The sequence below is a fragment of the Intrasporangium sp. Soil_C_50 genome, from assembly GCF_057656595.1.
In genome coordinates this window covers 58,286-74,120 of sequence record NZ_JBDGKB010000004.1, presented here as the reverse complement: position 1 = coordinate 74,120, position 15,835 = coordinate 58,286, and the positions used below count along the sequence as shown (strand labels likewise).

The 15,835-nt window shown below is 72.6% G+C and carries 15 protein-coding genes and 1 pseudogene; 9 read left to right on the top strand and 7 right to left on the bottom strand.

The genetic code is table 11. The features are described from left to right. Positions 1 to 13: 13 nt before the first annotated feature. Genes mscL through AC3A5R_RS11790 form a run of 3 tightly spaced genes read right to left on the bottom strand, consistent with a single transcriptional unit; the run spans position 14 to position 2,117 of the window. Complete coding sequence (gene mscL, locus AC3A5R_RS11800) at positions 14 to 379, bottom strand: large conductance mechanosensitive channel protein MscL (protein ID WP_487620949.1); 366 nt, start codon at positions 377 to 379, stop codon at positions 14 to 16. Between the two features lie 53 nt (positions 380 to 432). After that, positions 433 to 1,176, bottom strand: a complete 744-nt coding sequence (locus tag AC3A5R_RS11795; RefSeq protein WP_487620948.1) for an SAF domain-containing protein — start codon at positions 1,174 to 1,176, stop codon at positions 433 to 435. After that, positions 1,176 to 2,117 (bottom strand): S-methyl-5'-thioadenosine phosphorylase, encoded by a 942-nt coding sequence (locus AC3A5R_RS11790; protein ID WP_487620947.1) that lies wholly within the window; start codon positions 2,115 to 2,117, stop codon positions 1,176 to 1,178. Before AC3A5R_RS11790 ends, AC3A5R_RS11795 begins: the two co-directional genes overlap by 1 nt. Before the next feature lie 82 nt (positions 2,118 to 2,199). Here AC3A5R_RS11790 and AC3A5R_RS11785 point away from each other — a divergent pair, with 82 nt between their 5' ends. Next, positions 2,200 to 2,418, top strand: a complete 219-nt coding sequence (locus tag AC3A5R_RS11785; RefSeq protein ID WP_487621201.1) for a hypothetical protein — start codon at positions 2,200 to 2,202, stop codon at positions 2,416 to 2,418. Positions 2,419 to 2,432: 14 nt separating this feature from the next. On the opposite strand, the pseudogene AC3A5R_RS11780 reads toward AC3A5R_RS11785, so the two are convergent. Both AC3A5R_RS11780 and AC3A5R_RS11775 read right to left on the bottom strand, forming a co-directional pair. Further along, positions 2,433 to 2,576: pseudogene (locus AC3A5R_RS11780) on the bottom strand (FmdB family zinc ribbon protein); the annotation flags it as partial. 45 nt (positions 2,577 to 2,621) lie between these two features. Beyond that, complete coding sequence (locus AC3A5R_RS11775) at positions 2,622 to 4,109, bottom strand: potassium/proton antiporter (protein WP_487620946.1); 1,488 nt, start codon at positions 4,107 to 4,109, stop codon at positions 2,622 to 2,624. 138 nt (positions 4,110 to 4,247) lie between these two features. Here AC3A5R_RS11775 and AC3A5R_RS11770 point away from each other — a divergent pair, with 138 nt between their 5' ends. Beyond that, positions 4,248 to 6,827 (top strand): penicillin acylase family protein, encoded by a 2,580-nt coding sequence (locus tag AC3A5R_RS11770; RefSeq protein WP_487620945.1) that lies wholly within the window; start codon positions 4,248 to 4,250, stop codon positions 6,825 to 6,827. A 51-nt stretch (positions 6,828 to 6,878) separates the two neighbouring features. On the opposite strand, the gene AC3A5R_RS11765 is transcribed toward AC3A5R_RS11770, so the two are convergent. Then, positions 6,879 to 7,484: a 5-formyltetrahydrofolate cyclo-ligase gene (locus AC3A5R_RS11765; RefSeq protein ID WP_487620944.1), complete on the bottom strand. Its 606-nt coding sequence runs from the start codon at positions 7,482 to 7,484 to the stop codon at positions 6,879 to 6,881. 71 nt (positions 7,485 to 7,555) lie between these two features. On the opposite strand from AC3A5R_RS11765, the gene AC3A5R_RS11760 reads away from it, so the two are divergent. From AC3A5R_RS11760 to AC3A5R_RS11730, 7 genes are all read left to right on the top strand, one after another. Continuing rightward, the gene (locus AC3A5R_RS11760) at positions 7,556 to 10,201 is read left to right on the top strand and encodes a UTP--glucose-1-phosphate uridylyltransferase (RefSeq protein WP_487620943.1); all 2,646 of its coding nucleotides are present in this window, start codon (positions 7,556 to 7,558) and stop codon (positions 10,199 to 10,201) included. A 67-nt stretch (positions 10,202 to 10,268) separates the two neighbouring features. Continuing rightward, positions 10,269 to 10,727, top strand: a complete 459-nt coding sequence (gene moaC / locus AC3A5R_RS11755) for a cyclic pyranopterin monophosphate synthase MoaC (RefSeq protein ID WP_487621194.1) — start codon at positions 10,269 to 10,271, stop codon at positions 10,725 to 10,727. Beyond that, positions 10,720 to 11,220 carry a MogA/MoaB family molybdenum cofactor biosynthesis protein gene (locus AC3A5R_RS11750; protein WP_487620942.1) on the top strand — a complete coding sequence of 167 codons (501 nt, stop codon included), beginning with the start codon at positions 10,720 to 10,722 and terminating at the stop codon, positions 11,218 to 11,220. The genes moaC and AC3A5R_RS11750 overlap by 8 nt, the downstream gene beginning before the upstream one ends. Before the next feature lie 36 nt (positions 11,221 to 11,256). Then, the gene (locus AC3A5R_RS11745; RefSeq protein WP_487620941.1) at positions 11,257 to 11,895 is read left to right on the top strand and encodes a GNAT family N-acetyltransferase; all 639 of its coding nucleotides are present in this window, start codon (positions 11,257 to 11,259) and stop codon (positions 11,893 to 11,895) included. Between the two features lie 70 nt (positions 11,896 to 11,965). Further along, positions 11,966 to 13,105 carry a hypothetical protein gene (locus AC3A5R_RS11740; RefSeq protein WP_487620940.1) on the top strand — a complete coding sequence of 380 codons (1,140 nt, stop codon included), beginning with the start codon at positions 11,966 to 11,968 and terminating at the stop codon, positions 13,103 to 13,105. 207 nt (positions 13,106 to 13,312) lie between these two features. Continuing rightward, positions 13,313 to 13,810, top strand: a complete 498-nt coding sequence (locus tag AC3A5R_RS11735; protein WP_487620939.1) for a MarR family winged helix-turn-helix transcriptional regulator — start codon at positions 13,313 to 13,315, stop codon at positions 13,808 to 13,810. A 63-nt stretch (positions 13,811 to 13,873) separates the two neighbouring features. Then, positions 13,874 to 14,686 (top strand): alpha/beta fold hydrolase, encoded by an 813-nt coding sequence (locus AC3A5R_RS11730; RefSeq protein ID WP_487620938.1) that lies wholly within the window; start codon positions 13,874 to 13,876, stop codon positions 14,684 to 14,686. Positions 14,687 to 14,710: 24 nt separating this feature from the next. Here the strand turns inward: AC3A5R_RS11730 and AC3A5R_RS11725 are convergent, their stop codons facing one another. Continuing rightward, complete coding sequence (locus AC3A5R_RS11725; RefSeq protein ID WP_487620937.1) at positions 14,711 to 15,835, bottom strand: AI-2E family transporter; 1,125 nt, start codon at positions 15,833 to 15,835, stop codon at positions 14,711 to 14,713.

Below are 15,835 nucleotides of genomic sequence, written 5' to 3'. Positions count from 1 at the left end.
CGGACCGGATGGCTCAGCGGGCGCGCAGCGCGTCGCGGATCTCGGTGAGGAGGATGATCTCCTCGGAGGGGGCCTCGGGCTCGGGCTCGATGCCCTGCTTGCGCCGCTCGGCGAGCTTGTTCAGCGGGGCGACGACGATGAAGTACACGGCGGCGGCCACGATGATGAAGCCGACGAGGGCTGTGAGGAACGCGCCGATGGCCACGCCGCCCGGCTTGAAGGACGAGAAGTCGGGCTTGCCGCCGATCTTGCCGATGAGGTCCATGATGACGACGACGAAGGCGTCGACGACCTTGGCGAACGCCGTGCCGATGACCACCGCGACGGCCAGGTCGACGACGTTGCCGCGCATGATGAATTCTTTGAAACCCTTGAGCACTGAAGGTCTCCTTCACGTCTGCCCCCGAACCGGGATCGGGCGTCGCGACGAGCCTACTGCGGCGGTGTGTCCGGCTGCCTGATGGCGACGACGAAGCTCTGGCCGGCCTCGAGGGCACTGAGCCCGCGTGCGACTCGGGCGGCGTCGTCGGGCCCGAGTGACAGGGTGACCTGCGGCGGGTGCGAACTACCCAGTGCGCCAGACTCGCTCGCCTCGCGGACGGCGAGCACGACGACGGCGGACGCGGCCCGCTCTCCGGTGCCCGTGGCGTAGAGGTCGACCCGCGCTCCCGTGCGCGCACCGGCGCCGGTGGCGTCGACGACGGGCACGGTGAGGGCCACGTGGTCGGCGGGCTGCCCGGCCAGCACCGAGCCGCCCAGCAGCCGGCTCGGTGTCACGACCTCACGGGCGAGCAGCGGACCGGCAGCGGTCGATCCCACGATCGCTGCCGCGTCGGCGGCTGCGCCCTCCGGGCGGTCGGCGGGCGGTCGAGCCACGATCGTGAGGTCGTCCGCGCCGAGCACGGCGCCGGCAGGGACATCGCGGGCGGCGACCACGGTCGGCACTCCCACCGTGCCCGACGCCCGAGGGGACACTGCACCGACGCCGACCCACACCGCGACGCCCGCCAGCAGAGCCGCGACCCCGCGACGCCAGCGCAGCCGGCGCACGGCGCGGCGCCGACCGCCGCCACGGGCGGCCCCGCGGCCTCGGACGAGCGCGGCGGCCGCGATACGCCCACGCGTGCGGCCGGTGCCGCCCGGTCCGGGCGCACGCGGTGCCCTCGAGCCGGACATCAGGGGAGCGGGAAGGGCAGCTCGAGCCCGTCGAGAGCCCGGCGGCACGCGCACGTGGCGACGTCGTCGGCCTCGTGGGCAGGCAGCTGGCCGATGGCGTCGCGCAGGACCGACTTGAGTCGCTCCACGTTGGTGCCGAAGACGCGCAGCACCTCCTCGTGCGTCACGGCGTCGCCGCCCTCGACCCCGGCGTCGGCGTCGGTGACGAGCGCGATGTTCGTGAAGCACATGGCGAGCTCGCGGGCGAGCGCGGCCTCGGGCATCGCCGTCATGCCGACGATCGACCAGCCCGCCTGCTGGTGCCACACCGACTCCGCGCGGGACGAGAACCGGGGCCCGTTGACGACGACGAGAGTGCCTTCCGGCTCGACCTCGAACCCGGCGAGGCGCGCCGCGTCGACGGCGACCTGCCTGCCGTTGGGGCAGTAGGGGTCGGCGAAGCCGACGTGCACGACCGGACCCTCGACGTCGTACACCGTGTGCTCCCGACCCCACGTGCGGTCGACGACCTGGTCGGGCACGACGACGGTGCCCGGTCCCTGCTCCGGGCGCAGCGACCCCACCGCGCAGGGGGCGAGCACCTGGCGGACGCCGACCGCCCGCAACGCCCAGAGGTTGGCGCGGTAGTTGACCCGGTGCGGGGGGAACCGGTGGCCCTTGCCGTGCCGGGCCACGAAGGCGACCGAGCGGCCCTCGACCTCGCCGATGACGAGGGGGTCGCTCGGGCGCCCGAACGGGGTGTCGACCTCGACGGTGTCGTACTCGTCGAGGAAGTCGTAGAGGCCCGACCCGCCGATGACGCCGATCTCGGCCCGCGACCCGCTCGAGGACCCAGCGGGCGCTGACGCGTCGGCGGACGGTGCGAGCAGGGCGGTGGGCTCGGCGTCGGGGTGGCCGCCGGGCGCGCCTGTCGTCGAGTCGGAGGTCGAGTCAGTGGTCATGGCCCGAGCCTAGGGCGCGGGTCGGTACCCGACGCAGGGGTCAGCCGGGGCTGGGGACCACGGCTCGTCGAGTCAGGAGGCTGTGGACGACGAGCTCGCGGCGGCGGTCGACGAACCCGACGACGAACCCGACGACGAACCGGACGACGAACCGGACGACGAACCCGACGACGAACCCGACGACGAGGAAGAGGACGACGAGGACTCCGACGAGCCGCCGGTCGAGGTGGACGAGGAGTCCTTCGACGCCGAGCCCGAGGCCTTCGAGCCGTTGCCGGACGAGCGTGAGTCGGTCTTGTAGAAGCCCGAGCCCTTGAACGCGATGCCCACCGGGTGGATCACCTTGCGCAGCCGCGGCTCGCCGCACTCCGGGCACACCGTCAGGGCGTCGTCGGTGAACGACTGACGGATGTCGAAGGCGTGACCGCACTCGGTGCACGCGTAGGAGTAGGTGGGCATGAAGACCTCGGTGATCGGGAGAGGAGCGGGAGACCGTCGTCCAGTCTACGTCCAGCCCGCGAGGCGTCCGTCGCGGCTGACGGCCCGGATGCGGTCGACGGTGCGGCGCCGCACCCTCGAGGTGGCGACGACGAGGAACTGGTCACCGTGGCGCAGCGTCGTGTGCGGCTCGGGCACGAAGCCCTCACCCCCGCGCACGACGAGGGTGACGTTCGCCCCTCTGGGGAGGCGCAGCTCGAACACGGCCACCCCGTGCAGCCGCGACTCGCTGCCCACGGACACCTGCACCACGTCCGCGCCGATCTCGATGAGCGAGGTGGACTCGAGGTCGACGTCGACGGAGTGGACGCCCTCGGTGAGCCCGAGGCGGCGGGCGATCCACGGCAGCGTCGGCCCCTGCACCACGGTGAAGATGACGACGAGCATGAAGACGAGGTCGAAGATCCACTCGGTGTCGGGGGTGCCGGCGGTGAGCGGCACGGTGGCGAGGACGACCGGGACCGCCCCGCGCAGGCCGGCCCACGACAGGAACGCCTGCTCGTGCCACGGCACGCGGAACCACACGGTCGACAGGTACACCGACAGCGGCCGGGCCACGAGCAGCAGCACGAGCCCGATGACGACGGCCGGCACGAGCTGCTCGTCGAGGCGCGTCGGGTCGGCGAGCAGACCGAGGAGCACGAAGAGCCCGATCTGCGCGATCCAGCCGAGGGCGTTGGCGAAGCTCTGCACCGGGGTGCGGTTGGGCAGGCCCATGTTGCCGAGCACGAGCGCGGACAGGTAGGTCGCGAGGAAGCCGCTGACGTGGATCTGCGCGGACACCGCGTAGGCCAGCACGGTCAGGGCGACGACGCCGATGGAGAACAGGGCCGAGGAGCCGCCCGCGACGCGTCGGAGCAGCTGCCCGCCGAGCCAGCCCACGGCGATACCGACCGCCGCACCGCCGACGAGCTCGACGCCGGCGTGGAACAGCAGCATCCACCACGGCTCGCCGTGGCCACCGGGAACGCCCTGCGCCGCGAAGGCGACGACGAGGATGACGACGGGCGCGTCGTTGAAGCCGGACTCGGCCTCGAGCATGCCGGACAGCCGTTTGGGCAGCGGCACGTTGCGCAGCACCGCGAACACGGCTGCTGCGTCGGTCGAGCTGACGATGGCGCCGACGAGCAGCGAGATCGTCCACGACAGCGGCAGGAACGCGTGGGCCGCCACCGCCACGACGAGCACCGACACGACGACGCCGAGCGTCGCGAGCACCGACGCGGGTGCCACCGACTCGCGGATGTTCTCCCACGACGTCGTCAGGCCGCCCTCGGCGAGGATGAGCACGAGGGCCGCGTAGCCGAGCACGCGGGTGATCGACGCGTCGTCGAACTGGATGCCCGCGCCGGCATTCCCGAGCACGAGGCCGATGCCGAGGTAGATGAGCAGCGAGGGCAGTCCCGACCGGACCGACAGGCGTACGGCGGCGACGGCCACGAGGAGCACGACCGAACCGATGAGGAGCACGCCCGTGAGGTCGTCGAGTGTCATGGTCGACGACGTGATGGACGGCGCTCCGGTCAACGGCGGCTCCTCGGGTTCGGGCCAATCCAACCATCCGGGCCGCGCAGGCCGTGGCCCGGTCCACGCCGGGTCACCCGGGGATGTCCCGTGGCCTAGGCTCGTCGCGTGTCACGGTTGAAGCGCGCCCGTCGGATCCTCCTGCTCGTCGCCGTACTCGTGGTCTTCGTGCTCGTCGGCGCCGCCGTGCTGTCGGTGGGCGTGGTGCGGCAGACGTTCCCGCAGACGACCGGCACGCTCCAGATCGAGGGTCTGGCCAGCTCGGTGTCGGTCAAGCGCGACGACCACGGCATCCCGACGATCTACGCGGACAGCGCCCAGGACCTCTTCCGGGCGCAGGGTTTCGTCAGCGCCCAGGACCGCTTCTTCGAGATGGACCTGCGCCGCCACGTGACGGCTGGGCGCCTGTCCGAGCTCGTCGGTGCCGGCGGCATCGACAGCGACAAGGTCATCCGCACCATGGGGTGGCGACGCGTCGCCGAGGCCGAGCTGCCCAAGCTCGCGCCCGAGACGCGCCAGTACCTGCAGGCCTACGCCGACGGCGTCAACGCCTACATCAAGCAGGTGGAGTCGCCGGAGAAGATGTCGCTCGAGTACACCTTCCTGAGGCGTACCAACCCCGGCTACCGCGTCGAGCCGTGGACGCCGGTCGACTCCCTCGCGTGGCTCAAGGCGATGGCCTGGGACCTGCGCGGCGACTACAACGACGAGCTGGCCCGCGCGCGCCTCTCGCGCAACCGCACCCTCAAGCAGATCCAGCTGCTCTACCCGCCCTACCCGTACGACCGCAACCAGCCGATCCTCTCGGCCGACGACTGGCAGCCCGCCTCGGCCGAGCAGGCCGCGAGCGCCGTGCCGCCGGCGCTCGAGCAGCTGCGTGGCACCGACGGGCGCCACGCCGTCGACACCGCCCTGGCCGCCCTCGACGCCGTGCCGGCGAGCCTCGGCCGCGGGTCCGACATCGGGTCGAACTCGTGGGTCGTGTCGGGCTCGCGGACGACGACGGGCAAGCCGCTGCTGGCCAACGACCCGCACCTGGGCCTCTCGATCCCGAGCGTGTGGAGCCAGGTCAACCTCCAGTGCCGCACCGTGTCGCAGGCGTGCCCGTTCCGCGTGTCGGGCTTCACCTTCGCGGGCGTGCCCGGCGTCGTCATCGGCCACAACGACAAGGTCGCGTGGGGCATGACCAACCTCGGCCCCGACGTCACGGACTTCTACCTCGAGCAGACGACCGGCGACACCTACCTGCGCGACGGCAAGCGCGAGCCGGTCAACACGCGTGACGAGACGATCAAGGTGGCCGGCGGCCCCGACGTCACCATCACGGTGCGCGGCACCGTGCACGGCCCGATCATGAGCGACGTCGTGCCCGCCATCGACGACGCCGGTGACCGCCTCGCGGTCCGCGGCGCCGCCCAGACCAACCACTACGCGGTGTCGCTCGCGTGGACGGCCCTCACGCCGGGCACGACCGGTGATGCGATCTTCGCCCTCAACAAGGCGCAGGGCTGGGACGACTTCCGCAAGGCTGCCGCCCTGTTCACCGTGCCGTCTCAGAACCTCGTCTACGCCGACACCGCGGGCCACATCGGCTACCAGTCGCCCGGCCGGATCCCGATCCGTCGCTCGGCCACACCCGGCTCGCCCCCCGGCTACTGGCCGGCGCCCGGCTGGGACAGCCAGTGGGACTGGAAGGGAGACGTGCCTTTCGAGGACCTCCCGCACACCTTCGACCCGCCGGAGGGCTTCCTCGTCACCGCCAACCAGGCCGTGACCGCCAGCCCCGAACCGTTCCTCACGAGCGAGTGGGACTACGGCTTCCGGGCCCAGCGCATCCGCACCCTGCTCGGCGCGGCGACGAAGGTCTCTCCCGAGCTCATGTCGCAGGTGCAGGGCGATGTCCGCAACACCTACGCGCCCTCCCTCGTCGAGCGCCTGCTCGCCGTCCAGGTCGACGACTTCACCGGCCAGGCCCAGCGGCTGCTGCGCGACTGGGACGGCAGCCAGCCGGGCGACAAGTCGCGCGACTCGGCAGCGGCCGCCTACTACAACGCGGTGTGGAAGCACCTGCTCGAGTACACCTTCGACGAGCTGCCGCCGGAGATCGCGCCGGACGGCGGCAGCCGCTGGATGGTCGTCGTCGAGCAGCTGATGAAGGACCCGAAGAACGACTGGTGGGACGACAAGACGACGCCGGGCCTCACCGAGGGCCGTGACGAGATCCTCAAGCGGGCCCTCGTCGAGGCGCGCCTCGACCTCGCCCGCAAGCTCGGCAAGGTCCCGTCCACCTGGCGGTGGGGGCGGCTGCACCAGCTCGACCTCAAGCACCCGGTCATGGGCGACCCGTCGGTGCCCCAGGTGGTCCGCGGGCTCTTCGACCGCGGCGGCATCGAGCTCGGCGGCGGCAACTCCATCGTCAACGCCAATGCGTGGAACGCCTCGGAGCCCGGCTACGACGTCACGACCGGGCCCTCGATGCGCATGGTCGTCGACCTGTCGAACCTCGACGCGTCGAGGTGGGTCAACTCGACCGGCCAGTCCGGGCACGCCTACCAGGACCACTACGCCGACCAGATCGACGCGTGGGCCGCGAACGAGTCCTTCCCGTGGCCCTTCTCCCAGGGTGCGGTCTCCGAGGCGGCCGACGACGAGCTGACGCTCGTCCCACCGGGCACGCCCCAGCCCTGACGCGCGTGACGCGCGGACGCGCCTGACGCGCGGACGCGCCTGACGCGTCGGTCAGCGGAGCAGGACGACGCGTCCGGTCGTCGTGACCCAGCCGTCGACCGGCTGGTCGTGCGCGTCGTGCGGCAGGTCCGAGCCGCTCGCCTCACCCTCGTGCAGCAACGTCACCACGAGGGCGCCCGGTGCTCGGTGGAGCAGGGCGCGGTCGTAGCAGCCGCCGCCCTGCCCGAGCCGGGTGCCGTGGCGGTCGACGGACAGGCCCGGGGTCACGACGACGCCGCACGTCTCGAGGGCGTCCTCGCCGAGCCAGGCCGCGCGCTCGGCGTCGGTGGGCTCGCGCCGCAACCGGCGTACGACCGACGCGTCGGCCCGCACGCCGCGGACCGCGTGCCGCCACTGCAGCGCGTAGTCGCCCAGCACCACGGGTACGAGGACCTCGTGACCGGCATCCAGCAGACCCTCGACGAGCGGGCCGGTGGGCGGTTCGTCCGGCAGCGACTCGTACACGGCGACCCGAGCCCCGGCGGGCACGAGCGAGAGGACGGTCCGCGCGAGCACCGCCCCGGACTGCTCGAGCGCCGCGGCTGTGCTCGCGGCGACGATCTCGCTGCGACGGCGCCGCGCCGCGTGACGCACCTCACGCTTGTCCGGGACGCTCACGGGCGGGCCCCCAGCGGGCACTTCCGGCGCTCTGGGTTTCCGCACATGTGGCCCATCGTATGGTGATCCCCATGAGTGAGCAGGGCCTCCGCGCGTCGGTCGAGCTGATGGAGCGGCGAGGCCTCGGGCCCGAGGCCATCAAGGTCTTCGAGTACTACTACGAACAGCTCGAGGGCGGCGCCCAGGGCACCATCCCGGAGGACTCGATCGAGCCGCTCGGCACGGTCACCGAGCTGCTCCAGGTGTCGGTCACCGACGAGGAGGCGCGTCACGCGTTGTCCCAGACCGCCGTCATCAAGCTCAACGGCGGCCTCGGCACCGGCATGGGCATGACGGGTGCGAAGTCCGCCCTCGAGGTCAAGGACGGCCTGACCTTCCTCGACATCATCGCCAAGCAGGTCCTCGCGCTGCGCGAGCGGTGGGACGTCGAGCTGCCGCTCGTGCTCATGAACAGCTTCCGCACCCACGACGAGTCGCTCCGCATCCTGGAGAAGTACGAGACCCTGCCCGTCGAGGGCCTGCCGCTCGACTTCCTCCAGAGCGCCGAGCCGAAGCTGCGACCCGACGACCTCACCCCGATCGAGTGGCCCGACGACCCCGAGCTCGAATGGTGCCCGCCCGGGCACGGCGACGTCTACGTCTCGCTCGTCACCTCCGGGGTCCTCGACGCGCTGCTGGCCAAGGGCATCCGTTATGCGTTCCTGTCCAACTCCGACAACCTCGGCGCCACCTGCGACCCCGATGTCGCGGCGTGGATGGTGGGGCACGGGCTGCCGTTCGTCGCGGAGGTGTGCAAGCGCACCAAGAGCGACCGCAAGGGCGGCCACCTCGCGGTGCGCAAGTCCGACGGGCGCATCGTGCTGCGCGACACCGCGACCGTCGCCGAGGGCGAGGAACGCTACTTCCGCGACATCAAGCGGCACAGCACCTTCAACGCGAACAACGTCTGGATCGATCTCACGGTGCTGCGCGAGCGGATGACCGCGCGCGAGGGCGTGCTCGGCCTGCCGATCATCGTCAACCACAAGAACGTGGACCCGGCCGACCCCACCTCGCCCGAGGTCATCCAGATGGAGTCGGCGATGGGCACGGCCATCGAGGTGTTCGAGGGCAGTGAGGCGATCCTCGTGCCGCGCACGCGGTTCCGGCCGGTCAAGACGACCAACGACCTGCTCGTCGTCCGGTCGGACTACTTCGAGCTCGACGACAGCTACCACATCGTGCAGACGGGTGACGGCCCCGAGCCGTACGTCGACCTCGACTCCGCGTACCGGTTCGTGCCCGGCTTCGAGAAGCGGTTCCCGCACGGCGTCCCGTCGATGAAGGAGTGCACGAGCCTGCGCGTCATCGGTGACCCGTTCTTCGGTCGCAACGTCCGGTGCGTCGGCGAGGTCCTCATCGACGGCTACCGCCGCGTCCTCGACGGCGCCGTGCTCGGCGAGCCCGCCGTCGCCACGCCGGAGACGGGCGAGGGCCGCGCCGGCGACGTCAGGTCGGTCGACGCGCACCTGCGCGCCATCCTGTCGACGCTCGAGCCGATGCCGACGGAGGCGACGCCGCTCACCGAGTCGCTCGGGCTCGTCGTGGCCCGCGACGTCCGGGCCCGCGTCGACCTGCCGCCCTTCGACAACTCCTCGATGGACGGCTACGCGGTGCAGTCGGCCTCGCTCGAGGGGGCCGACGCCGCCCCGGTCCGGCTGCGGATCGTCGGCGAGGTGGCCGCCGGCGACGCCCCGGACTTCGAGGTCGGGCCGGGGGAGGCCGCGCGCATCATGACCGGTGCCCCACTGCCCGCCGGCGCGGACGCGGTCGTCAAGGTCGAGGACACCGACGCCGCCGCGTCCGGCGAGGTCGAGTGCCACGCGGTCGTGCCGGTCGGCAACTTCGTGCGGCCCGTCGGTGACGACGTGCGCAGCGGCGCGGTCATCGTCGCCGCCGGCGAGGTCGTCGGGGCCCGCACGATCGCCCTCCTCGCCGCGTGCGGGTACGCCGAGGTCGAGGTGCACCGGCGTCCGCGCGTCGTCGTCATCTCGACGGGGTCCGAGCTCGTCGAGCCCGGACGGCCCTTGGGCGCCGGCCAGATCCACGACTCCAACTCCTCGATGCTCTGGGCCGCAGCCGTGTCGGCCGGTGCCTCGGCCGAGATCCGCCAGGCCGTGGGCGACTCGGAGGACGAGCTGCTCGAGCAGCTTCACGTCGCGGTCAAGGACGCCGACATCGTCGTGACGAGCGGCGGGGTGTCGATGGGCGCCTACGACGTCGTCAAGACGGCGCTTGCCTCCCGCGGCGTCGAGTTCGTCAAGGTGGCGATGCAGCCGGGCAAGCCGCAGGGCTACGGGATGCTCGAGGCACCCGACGGCCGACGCGTCCCGATCTTCACGCTGCCCGGCAACCCGGTGTCCTCGTTCGTCTCCTTCGAGGTGTTCGTGCGGCCCGCGCTCCGACGCCTCATGCGCCTGACGCCGGAGAAGCGCCGGATGCGCCCGGCCACGCTCATCTCGGGCGTCACCTCCTTCGAGGGGCGTCGCCAGTTCGGCCGCGCCGTCGTGTCCCGGTCCGCCGAGGGCACGCTCGTCGCCGTGCCGGTCGCCGGCCAGGGCTCTCACTTCGTCGCGGACCTCTCGCGGGCCAATGCCCTGTTCATCGTCCCCGAGGACGTCACGGAGCTCGTCGCCGGCGAGGTCGTCGACGTGCTCGTGCTGGACCGGGAGGACTGAGGTGACCTCCACCTCCGACGCACCGCACGCGTCCGGCGCACCGCACGCGTCGGGCGCCCCGGGTGGGCTGACGCACGTTCGAGCAGACGGCAGCGCCCACATGGTCGACGTCTCGGCCAAGGCCGTCACCGCGCGCGAGGCGAGCGCCGCCGGTCGCGTCCTGCTCTCTGCCGCAGCGGTGTCCGCGCTCCGCGAGGGCGTGGTGCCCAAGGGCGATGCGCTCGCCGTGGCCCGCATCGCCGGCATCCAGGCGGTCAAGCGCACCCCCGAGCTCATCCCCCTCGCGCACCCGATCGCGGTGCACGGGGTCTCGGTCGACCTCACCGTCGCCGACGACGGCGTCGACGTCACGGCCACGGTGCGCACCGCCGACCGCACGGGCATCGAGATGGAGGCGCTCACCGCGGTCGCCGTCGCGTCACTCGCCCTGATCGACATGGTCAAGGCCGTCGACAAGCACGCCCGCATCACCGACGTCCGCGTCACGGCCAAGTCCGGTGGGCGTTCGGGGGACTGGCATGAGTGATGCGTCGGCGATCGGCCGCGGCCGCCGCGCCGTCGTTGTCACGGCCTCGACGCGGGCCGCCGCCGGCGTCTACCCCGACCGGTCCGGGCCCGTCGTCGTCGAGCGTCTGCGGTCGTGGGGGTTCGAGGTGGGGCACCCCGTGGTCGTGCCCGACGGTGACGAGTTCGGCTGGGAGCTGCGCGACGTCCTGGCGAGCGAGCCCGACCTCGTCCTGACCACGGGCGGCACCGGGCTGACGCCCACCGACGTCACTCCCGAGCAGACCGCCCCGCTCCTCGACCGCCTCGTGCCGGGTGTCGCCGAGGCGATCCGGGCGGCGGGCGTCGCCAAGGGGGTGCCCACGGCGATGCTCTCGCGCGGGCTCGTCGGTGTCGCCGGACAGACCTTCGTGGCCAACCTGCCGGGCTCGCGCGGGGGCGTGGTCGACGCCCTCGACGTGCTCGAGCAGGTCCTCGGCCACGCGCTCGACCAGATCCCCGGCAGTGACCACTGATCCGCCGGTGCCCCGGGACGTGCAGCGAGGGCCGCGATGAGGATGCCCTGGCGCCCGGCCCGTGACGGCCGGGCCCGCTGGCCTGTCGTGCTGCGCGACGCGGCGACCGAGCCGGCCGTCCTGCTCCGACCGCTCGTCACCGGCGACGAGCGGGAGTGGCAGTGGGTGCGCCGCGAGAACGCCGACCACGTCAAGCCGTGGGAGCCGACCCTGCCGCCGGGCGCCGACGCGCGGGCTCCCGTGACGTTCCGCGACTTCGTCCGCGAGCTCAACGCCGAGGCCCGAGCCGACCGCGCCATGCCGTGGGCCATCGAGGTGGAGGGGCGCATCGTCGGGCAGGTCCACCTCTTCGGGATCGTCCGCGCGGCGCAGCAGTCGTGTGCCGCCGGCTACTGGGTGGCCCGAGGGGTGACGCGCCGGGGCATCGCGACCCGCGCGCTGGCCCTTGCCATCGACCACGCGCTCGGTCCGGGGGGCCTGCACCGCGTCGAGGTCAACATCCGCGTCGACAACGAGCGCTCGCTCGGGGTGGTGCGCCGCCTCGGGCTGCGCGACGAGGGTGTCCGTGAGCGCTACCTGCACATCGACGGCCGGTGGCGCGACCACCGGTCCTTCGCGGTCACGCGCGAGGAGCTCGAGGGCGGCTCGCTGCTCGACCGGTTGTCACAGGTGTAACACCAGCCTCTTGCGCGACACGCCACGAATGTGCAGGGCGTGTGCGCAGGGTCGCCCTACCGTGGGGTCCGTGCCAGTCAGCAGCCTCATCTTCGTCGTCATCGTGGCGATCTGGGCTGCCTACCTCGTGCAGCACTGGATGCGCCGCCGCGAGGACGCCGCCGCCAACCGGTCCGTCGACGGGTTCTCCGAGGCCATGCGCGTCCTCGAGAAGCGCCCCGTCCTGCCCATCGCCGAGCCGCGCACGCCGCGCCCGCACTCCTACTCGGTCACCCCGGCGCGCGCCGCGCGGCCCACCGTCGACGTCAAGCGGGCCGTGCCTGCCGGTCGCCGCCAGTCGCCGCTCGTGGCCCGCCGCTCCGAGGGGCACCTCGAGGAGTTCCACGTCGAGCACGAGGTCGAGCGCGAGGTGCGTCCCGAGGTCGCACCGGAGCAGGCTTCTCGTCCTGGTCGGCGGGTCTCCATGGCGCAGAGGCGGATTCGCGCCGTGGTCCTCGTCGCGGCGATGCTCTGGATCCCGGCGTCGATCAGCCTGGCGGTCACCGGTGTCCTCATGTGGGTCTCGGTGCCGTTCGCGGTGCTCACCGTCGTCGCGGTCCTCGTCTGGCTGCGCACCGAGGCTCAGCACGACCGCATCCGGTCCGCTGCCGCCCGTCGGGTCCGCCGCGTCCGGGGCTCGCGCTCACGCGTCGCCCCTGAGCCGGTGCTGACCGCCGACGACACCCAGGTCATCCACTCCACGGCGGGCGCCAGGTCGTCAGCCGTCACCGCGCCGGCCCGGGGCACCCGTACGCCGCTCGGTGTCGACCGTGTCGTCATCCCGGCGCCTGCCGCCTCCGAGGCGGACGGGGCGTCCGTCGGCGACCGGGTCTTCGACGTCCAGGCCGCCGCCACCGGCGCCGTGCCGGTTGCGTCCTCGACCGTCATCGCCCACACGAGCAGCGCCGCCACCGCGGGGACGAACGCCGACCCGGGCAGCGACGCGGGTGCCGAGGCCCGGGAGGCGACCGGTGTCGCGCAGGAGCTGCCGCCCGGCAGCTGGAGCCCGGTGCCCGTGCCGAAGCCGACGTACGCGCTCAAGGCCAAGGCCGAGCCGCGCTACACCGAGGGCGGCATCCCCGCCGACGTGTTCGACACGCCGGAGTTCGCCGACGAGGCCGAGGAGCTCGACGACCGGGCTCTCTTCGCCCGGCGCGCCGCCTCCCAGTAACCGCCGTCACCGCGCCGGCCGCGCTAGCCCTTGCCCGGGCCGCCTCAGCCCGCCCCTGTGTCGAGTGAGCACTCCGGCTCACCCGCCCCACGCGTCGCGTGACGGGTGAGGTTCCATGCTCACTCGATGTGTTGGGGACATGGGGGTCGGGGGTCCTGGCGGGCGAAGAGTTGCGGCGCTGTCACGAGATGTGACAACTTGGTTGTCATGAATCAGGTCGAGGCCGCCTACGCCGTCCTGCGTCACGTCCGTCCGCTGCACCAGTACTCCGCGCGTGCCGTCGCCGACCTGCTCGAAGGCACCGACGTCAGCCTCCCGTTGCGCGCCATCCTCGTGCTGCTGCTCGAGGGCGGCCCGCAGACGGTGCCGGACCTCGGCCGCGAGCTGCTCGTGACCCGTCAGGGCGTGCAGAAGGTCGTCGACGACGGCGTGCGCCTCGGCCACCTCGAGCTGCACGACAACCCGGCGCACGCGCGCTCGCGGCTCGTCGGGCTGACCGAGCACGGCCGCGCCGTCCTCGGCGACCTGCAGCGGGCCGAAGCCGCCAACCTCGAGGCCGCCACGGCCGGCATCGACCCCGAGGACCTCGCGCGGTGCGCCGACGTCCTCGCCCGGCTCACCGACGGCGTCAGGCGGATCGCGGGGGAGCAGGCCGACCGGCTGCACCCCGACGTCGTCGCCGCCGACCGCGCCGGTGCCGACTGACGCCGGATCTGCCGCGCGGCCTCGTCCGACCCGACCCACCCACCACGCACAGGGAGCGACCACATGCACCGTCTCGACCTCGACCACGGCCACCTCACCTACACCGACACCGGCGAGGGCGACCTCGTGCTGCTGCTCCACGGCGGGGGTGTCGACCACCGCATGTGGGACGACCAGGTGGAGGTGCTCGCCACCCGTCACCGCGTCGTCGTTCCCGACCTGCGCGGCCACGGCGAGGCCTCGACCCTCGACGAGCCCGGTCGACACTGCGACGACATCGCCGCCCTCGTGCGCCACCTCGAGGCCGGGCCGGCCGTGCTCGTCGGCGTCTCCATGGGCGGTGGAGCAGCCACCGACACCGCGCTCGAGCACCCCGGGCTCGTGCGGGCGATCGTCGTCAGCGGCACGGCCACGAGCGTCCCCACCTTCACCGACCCGTGGGTGCTCGGCATCCTGCAGGAGTGGAAGCGGGCCATCGTCGAGCGCGACGCCGCCGCCTACGTCGAGGCGAGCCTCGCCTTCTGCGCCGGCCCGACGCGCACCCTCGACGAGGTCGCGGGCGACACCGTGCGCCGGTGCCGGCAGATGCTGACCGACACCCTGACCCGGCACGCCAGCCCCGATGCCGTCATGCCCGAGCCCGTCCACGACGCGGAGGCCCGCCTCGGCGAGATCGAGGTCCCGGTCCTCGCGCTCTGCGGCAGCCTCGACTCGCCCGACCACCGCGACATGGGCCGCCGGCTCGCCGCGGGGGTGCGCGACGGCCGGTATGCCGAGGTGGCCGGCGCCGCGCACTACCCGAACATGGAGCGCCCCGCGCTGTGGGACGCCGCCGTGCAGGGCTTCCTCGAGGAGGCATCGGTCCCGACGCGTTGAGCGTGCGGGCGGGCGGGCGCCCGGTCAGGCCTGGGCCGGTGTGCTGCCTTCGTCGGCGGCGTGCTCGAGCTCTCCGTCGAGCTGGTCCTTCGACTCGCCCGAGAGCAGGTGCTTGCCGACCGCGTTCGAGACCGCCGCGAACGGCACGGCCACGAGCGCCCCGACGATGCCGGCGATGATCGACCCGCACGCGATGGCGAGGATGACGGCGAGCGGATGGACGCTGACGGCCTTGCCGAGCAGGAACGGCTGGAGCACGTGCGACTCCAGCTGCTGCACGCCGATGACGACGGCCAGCATGATGATCGCGACCGCCGGTCCGTGCGCGACGAGGGCGAGCAGCACGGCGACCGCGCCCGACAGCAGCGCGCCGACGATCGGGATGAAGGCGAGCAGGAACACGAGGATGCCGATGGCGAAGGCGAACGGAACCTTGAGGATGGCCGCACCGACCGAGATGCCGATGGCATCGACGAGGGCGACGATCATCGTGGCGCGCACGAACGCCGACAGCTGGCCCCAGGCCACGATGCCGGAGGAGTTGACGTGGTCACGGGCCGCGTGCGGGAACAGCCGTACGATCCAGGCCCAGATGCGCGGCCCCTCGTAGAGGAAGAAGAACAGCGAGAAGAGGGCGATGAACAGCCCGGCGATGAAGTGCGTCGCGGTGAGCCCGACCGCTGCGGCGGTGTCGCCGAGGTTGCCCGACTGGCTGACCTTCTCGCGGACGGTGTCGAAGTACTCGTCGAACTGGGCGTCGGTGATGTTGAACGTCGTGCGCACCCAGTCGCGGATCTGGCCCATGCCCGTGGCGACCTGCTTGGTCAGGTCGGAGAGTCCGGCCGTGAACTGGGTGCCGATGAGCGTGAACATCCCGCCGATGATGACGATCGTGCCGAAGACCGTGATGCCGGCCGAGGCGCCCGTGGGCAACCGCCGGTGCAGCCGCGCGGCCACCGGGTGCAGCAGCGCCGTGAGCAGCACCGCGATGGCGACGGGAACGACGACCTCGGACACGCCCCGGAGCACCATCGCGACGGCGTAGAGGGCGACGCCGATGAGCAGCAGCCGCCACGACCACTCGCTGGCGGCCTTAACGCCGGGAGGCACGGCAGTGGGTGAGGCGTCGGAGCGCACGTTCTCGGTCAC

Excerpts from the sequence above, each read along its gene's own strand:
- AC3A5R_RS11795 (WP_487620948.1), bottom strand. The coding sequence starts at position 1,176 with ATGTCCGGCTCGAGGGCACCGCGTGCGCCCGGACCGGGCGGCACCGGC.
- AC3A5R_RS11790 (WP_487620947.1), bottom strand. The coding sequence starts at position 2,117 with ATGACCACTGACTCGACCTCCGACTCGACGACAGGCGCGCCCGGCGGC.
- AC3A5R_RS11775 (WP_487620946.1), bottom strand. The coding sequence starts at position 4,109 with ATGACACTCGACGACCTCACGGGCGTGCTCCTCATCGGTTCGGTCGTG.
- AC3A5R_RS11760 (WP_487620943.1), top strand. The coding sequence starts at position 7,556 with ATGAGTGAGCAGGGCCTCCGCGCGTCGGTCGAGCTGATGGAGCGGCGA.
- AC3A5R_RS11750 (WP_487620942.1), top strand. The coding sequence starts at position 10,720 with ATGAGTGATGCGTCGGCGATCGGCCGCGGCCGCCGCGCCGTCGTTGTC.
- AC3A5R_RS11745 (WP_487620941.1), top strand. The coding sequence starts at position 11,257 with ATGAGGATGCCCTGGCGCCCGGCCCGTGACGGCCGGGCCCGCTGGCCT.
- AC3A5R_RS11735 (WP_487620939.1), top strand. The coding sequence starts at position 13,313 with ATGAATCAGGTCGAGGCCGCCTACGCCGTCCTGCGTCACGTCCGTCCG.
- AC3A5R_RS11730 (WP_487620938.1), top strand. The coding sequence starts at position 13,874 with ATGCACCGTCTCGACCTCGACCACGGCCACCTCACCTACACCGACACC.